The organism is Streptomyces sp. STR69 (assembly GCF_024519455.1).
In the GTDB taxonomy this organism is placed as follows: Bacteria; Actinomycetota; Actinomycetes; order Streptomycetales; family Streptomycetaceae; genus Streptomyces.
Genome location: NZ_JALJRY010000069.1, coordinates 1 through 6,152 on the forward strand (window position 1 = coordinate 1; position 6,152 = coordinate 6,152).

At 73.1% G+C, this 6,152-nt stretch carries 1 pseudogene; it reads left to right on the top strand.

Features of this window, described 5'->3' with window-relative positions:
* Positions 1 to 6,152 (top strand): annotated as a pseudogene (locus OC490_RS48830) (hypothetical protein); the annotation flags it as partial.

A 6,152-nucleotide genomic window follows, 5' to 3' on the forward strand; every position in this document is an offset into this window, starting at 1 on the left:
CGGTGTCGCACGGTCCCACCACGATCTGGTTTCCCCGGCACCTCACCACCGCCGACCCGGCGCCGGGTTCGCTGCCCGCGCCGGCCGATCCGGCCGGTCTCCCGCTCTACGGCGTCGATTCCGTCATCGACCCCAGGGCCCTGTACGAGCATGTCCACCAGACGTTCCACGCCGATCTCGACGCCACCGCCGCCGGGCAGGTCGCGGACTTCCTCTCCGAGCAGGTGCTGCGTGGCACGCTGCCGATGCAGATCCATGGCGGGCTCTACTCGCCGGTGATCACCGACGCCGACGGCAACGCGGTCGGCATGCTGCGCCTGATCACCCGGCCGGGGACCAGTACCCCGCTGCGGGAGAGCACCGCGGGGCAGATCAACCTGGAGAGCCATCTGGTCAACACCGCGAAGGTGGACCTCTCCTCGAAGTACACCAGCGGTCTCGGGGTCACCGCCAGCGCTGCCGCCGCCCTCACCGGCGACCACAGCCAGGGGCACCCGGACGCGTCGAGCGTCGTCGGCGGCAGCCTGGGTCTGCGCGCGCAGGCGCAGGCGACCGTCACCAACACGTACAGCGCGAGCAGTTCCGCGGGCACGATGCACGCCATCCGCACCAACCAGAGTCATCTGCTCGCCCAGACCGCCGTCACCTACGAGGTCACCCTGATCCGGCCGGACGGCAGCGAGATCGACGCGCCGGACCTGGACCTGACGCATGGCATGGATCTACGGCTCCTGAGCCGGACGGCCGCCGCCGGGCGCACTCCGGCCCCCGCCGAGAGGCGTGAACTCCCGGACTCGCTGGAGCGGTTGGACGGCATCGGGCTGAGCGCGGCCCCGCTCGACGTCACCGGCACGGACGAGCTGTTCGACCGGGCCGAGACGTGGCTGCGCCGCGAGGGCTTCCTGCCGTCCGCTCCCACCGGCATCGGCGTCGTGCGGAACCTTGAGCCCGAGCACCAGATCCGGTTGCACGCCCAGCTCAACAACTTGCGCCGGTTGCGTGAGGCGCGCTCCCGCACCGGGTTGCGTGCCGCGACCGACTCGATGGTGGACGGCGGTCACGCGTTGCACTTCGAGGTGCCCAACCGGAGCGATACCGGCGTCCGTCGGGTCCGGCTGCTGCTCACCGCAGTCCGTGACACCTCGCAGGCCAGCCGTCATGACCTGGTCCTGCCGGGCATCCAGGTCATGGGTCTGGCCCAGATGGCGGGCAGCGACGCCGAGCAGCGGGGTGAGTCGTACAGCGGCGCGCTCGGGCTGCTGGCCAGCGTCAGCGGGCCGGTGGGACCTTGGGGGACCCTCGGGGGCGGGCTCGACTACCAGCGCGGCCCCCAGGTGACCCACGGCGACACCGTGGGCGGTGCCACCGGGCACGACCAGTTCTTCATCGCCACCGGCCAGGACGCCCACGCGTTCGACGTGCCGGTGCAGCTGGCCCTCGATCTGTACGCGAACGACGCGGACGAGCCGAGCGTGCAGTTCGGGGAGGACATCAACCGGGCGGCCCAGGCCCCTGCCCCGGCCGTCGTCGCGGCCCCAACTGTCCCCGGCGCGCCGCCCGTTGCTCCCGCACCGTCGCCGACGGTCGCCGGCTCGCTGCGGCTGGCGGTGCCGCACGGCCGTACCCGCACGCCGTCGGCGAACCCCGCAGCGCCCCCGGCGCGGGTCGACGGGGCGCCGCGTCCGGTGGACGACGTCGACCGGGAGCGTCTCGAAGGGACCGACGCCCACGGTGTCCCGCGCCCGGACCTGGTGCGGATACCGGACGACGCGCTGATCGACACCGTGCGCGGCTCCGCGGCCATCGAGTCGGTCTTCCGGCGGGCCGCCGCGGTGATCCGCCGCCGAGCACAGCAGGCGCAGCCGGCGACGCCCGCCATCCCGGCCACCGGCCCGATCCTCCCGGTCACCGCCGCCGCGATCCCGCCCGCCCCGCCGGCCACCGGCACCGGGCCGGAGCGCACGGGTGTCCCGCCGCTCGCCGGACAAGGGCTCACGGACAGCACGACACGCGCCGCCGAGACCCGGCACGCGGCGATCACGCCGGGCAGTCTGGTCGCCCACGGCCAGGAACTGTTCAAGAACTCCTACGTAGTTGAAGGCTTGAGCCTGCCCGGGACGCTCGCGGACGGCCAGTACTCCCTGGAGATCCAGGCCGTCGCCCACCGGCCCCGGCTGGTGGACACCACCCGCCAGTACCTGGAGACCGGTGTCTCGGCCACCGACAGCGCCCAGCAGCTCAAGTCCCTGGGAAAGTCACGCCAGTTGGGCGTCACCGGCGTGGCCACCCAGAACCCGTCCACGCCGGCGGAAAAGGGCAGCGGCGGTCCCGAGTCGGACGGTTCGGTCTCCACCAGCCAGACCAGCGGCAAACCGAACAAGATCCAGCTCAACCCGTCGGTACGGCTCAACCAGGTGTCCCGCACCGACACCTCCGACACCCTCTCCGCCAGTACGGGCGTCAACCGCACCCCCACCGAGAGCGGCGACCTGCACCGGGTGGTCGCGGACGTCACCTATGTGGTCACGGTCCGCGCGGGTTCCCGCACGCTGCTCAACGGGGTCCGCAACCTCGGCACGATCGACCCCGTCACTTTCGCGGTGAACGTCCCGGACGGCCTCCAGTTCCTGATGACCCAGGGCCAACTCAACCGTGACGCACGGTGGATGGGCTCCGTGCAGGGACTCACCCCCACGCCCGTCCAGGGCCAGGCTCCGCTGCCGGCGGCGTTCGTACAGAACCGGCAATTGGGTCTCGGCGGCGTCCTCTCGGTCATCGAGTACGAGAGGCCCCCCGCCCCCGCGGCCGTCGCCGGCCAGATCCCGTTGGTACCGGTCAACGGCAGGGAGCGGCGCGGCCAGGTCGGGCGCGAACTGCTGGACCTGGTCGAGACCGAGGCACCCGGCGTGATCGACCCCGGGCACACCGGCTACCAGCAGGGTGTGCACAGCCGGATCATGCAGCTCACCTCAATCGGTGGACTGCGCTCGCTGCCCGGCCGCGGCCCGGACGGCACCCAGGACCCGGCCACCACCCGCCTCCACTTCCGCCACCACGCCTACGGCGGTGAGCGGCTGGTCGAGGTCAGGCTGACGGCGGTGCCCCGGCGGACCCAGAACCTGGCCGGCATCCGGGGTACCACGACGCCCGGCTCGGGTCTCGAACAGTCGCAGTCGCACACCGCGGCGGGCCGTTCCCTCGCCCGTGCCGCGGGCAGGCAGGCGCAGCTCCCGACCACGATCACCAACCGCTATCTCCGCCCGTTCCGGGATCCCGAGCACTCCAGGACGGACCGCGCGGCGCCGGTGTTCACCCCGCAGTCGGCCAGCAGCGTCTCGGTGCGACGGGCGACCACGGCGGACAACCGCTTCTGGCTGCGCACCGACCACGGCGCCGACTTCGACGGCCTGCGCTACGACTACGAGCTCACCGTCCGCTCCGCGCTGGTCGCCGACTGGCCGCCGAACGTCATCGGCGGTCTCATCCAGAACGGTGTCATCGCCTGGGCCGACGCGGACGGCGACGTACGCCGGTGGATCGAGAGCCTGCTGGAAGGGGGCAACTCGCGCACCAGCACCGTCCCGGTCCGGCTGGCGCTGCGGTTCACCGGCACCGAGACCACCGCACCCGGTGGCCCGGCCCGGGTGAACGCCCCGTCCGTCGTCTCCGACGTCGACCCGCGTAACACCGTGCGGCCGGCCGGCCCGGCAGCGGGCCCGTATCTCACCGACGCGCAGATGTTCCATCCGGTGGGACCGACCCCGGCGTTCCACTTCGACGGCTGGGCGCATCTGGAGACGGCCCTCAACGACGTGGCACCGCGCGGCGGACGCGGCTGGCACGCGCAGATCACCTCGGTCTCGGTGGAGGGACAGGCCGTCCGGCTGGGCCAGTTGATCCAGGCCGGACGGGTCGCCCTCGACCGCCCCCGGCGGGTCGCCGACCTCACCGCCGAGATGCCCGGCACCGCGCCCTTCGAAGGGGCACCGTCGCACCCCCCGACGATCGCGGTGACCCTGTACAACCCCCGTCGTTCCACGAACGCCGACGACGTCACGCTCGACCAGCTCCACAACACCACCGACACGGTGAGCACCGCCGCGGGCGCCGACCACTCCTTCGCGACCTCGTTCACGGAGCTGCTCAGCGGCGACGACGACAACCACGAGATCGGCGGGATCAGCGTGCCGCTCGCGCAGCGGCAGACCCAGCCCTCCGCCTTCGGAGGCACCACCACCGGCAGCCGCCGCGACTGGCTCAAGTCCGGCAGCACCTCCGCACCCGCCAACGGGGCGCGCGGCACGCGCAGTTACGTCATCGACACCGATGCCCACCTTCTCGTCGAGGGACCGGAGGGCACCCGCCATGTCACCGGCACCGTCACCCTGCGCGTCGAGGAGCGTGACCTCCTCGGCCACGGTCTGCTCACCCCGGCCGAGTCGCCGCCGAACGTCCACGACCTGCCCGCGCTCGTCCCCGACTGGGCCGATGCCCAGCCGCACACCCTGCCCGAGCGCCTGCACGCCGCGATCCCGGCCGGCAGCCACGGCGTGCAGTTCTGGGCGGCCCTCGGTGATGATCCGCAGGGCGCCCGCCTCGGCCAGGCGCTCTACATGGCCTCCCGTACGGCCGTGCTCGGCAACCGGCCGCTGGAACTGATGACCCGCGACCAACAGGGCGTCCGCCGCTGGGAGTTCACCGCCGAGGGCGCCCTCGTCACCGCGGACCCGGACCTGACCACCGCGTGGAACGCCTTCGACGCGCAGGCCGAAATCCTGCACAGAGCCACCGACACCCTCACCGACACCCCGCGGCAGCTGAACCTCCGCTTCGCTGCCCGCCGACAGGCCAACAGGGTGTACACGGCCGCGCTGGCGGTCCACCAGAAGGCGCAGGCCGCGGTCACGGGCGCGAGGTCCGACCACACGCAGGCGAGGACGGAGACCGCCGACTCCGCCGAGGCCGTGCGCAAGGCCGAGGCGCTGGTGACCCGGCTGAAGCGGGAGTTGACGGAAGCCCGGAAGGCCGTAGCCACCCTGCCGTCGGTGATCGAGCAGCATGCGCGGGACGAGATCCAGGGCCGCCACGACCTCCAGACGGCCCTGGCCGCGCTGACGGAGGCCGAGAACGCCGTGCGCGCCGAGCGGATCGCCGCCGCCGAACAGGCCGCGAAGAACGGGCAGTCGAGTACGGCCCCCACCCCCGCGCCGACCCCCGCCGCAGCCGGCACCACGCGCTCCCACACTCCCGCGCCCGATGTCGCCGCCGACCCCCGGGTGCAGGCCACGCTCCCGGCGATCGCCGACGCGAACGGCGCGATCCAGCAGGCCGCCGCCGCACTCACCACCGCCCGGCCGGCGCTGGCAGCAGCGGAGGCGACCGCCGCCGACCGGCCGGGTCGGATCCGCAAGGCGGAAGGGGACCACAGGACGGCCGTGGAGAAGGCGGCGCGGTACGCGGAGGCCGAGGGCGTCGCGGCCGACAACCTCCGGGTCGCCACGGAGCACGAGACCGACGCCCAGGAGAAGGTGACCGAGGCAGCGGATGAGGTCAGCCTCCGCGAGAGGGAGGTCGTCGCCGCGGTCACCGCGCAGATACAGGCCGCCGCCGAACAGGTGTCGGCCACCGCCGCGTTGCCGGGTCTGTCCACCGCCGTCCAGGACAGTGCCCCGACCCCCGAACAGTCGTTGCGCACCACGTTCGCCACCACCCCGCCCCGCTGGCCGAACCCCGACGGCCGCACCGCCCCTCTCCCGGCCGCCGGCCAGACCCACACCCCGTGGCCGGCCACCACGGCCGCATCCACGTCCACGCCCACGCCGACGAAACAGCAGCCGAAGAAGAGCGGGCCGTCCAAGTCCGGTACCAGCGGCGGCAAGTCCGACAAGGGCAAGAAGCCGGTCACCGGCAAGAACACGAGCACGAGCACCGGCAAGAGCAAGGTCAAGACGGCGTCGCCCCAGCAGCCCGGCACGACCCCGCCCGCCCCGCTGTCTCCCTACGTACCTCCCACAGGCAGAGCCGTTCTGACCCCCGGTGACGGCAACTGCCTTCTCTACGCCGTCATCGGCAGCGCACCGCACCTGGTCCGCCCCCGCCTGCGGCAGGCCGCTCCGGCCATCGCCGCGGGCACCGCCGCCTGGCTCGCCCGG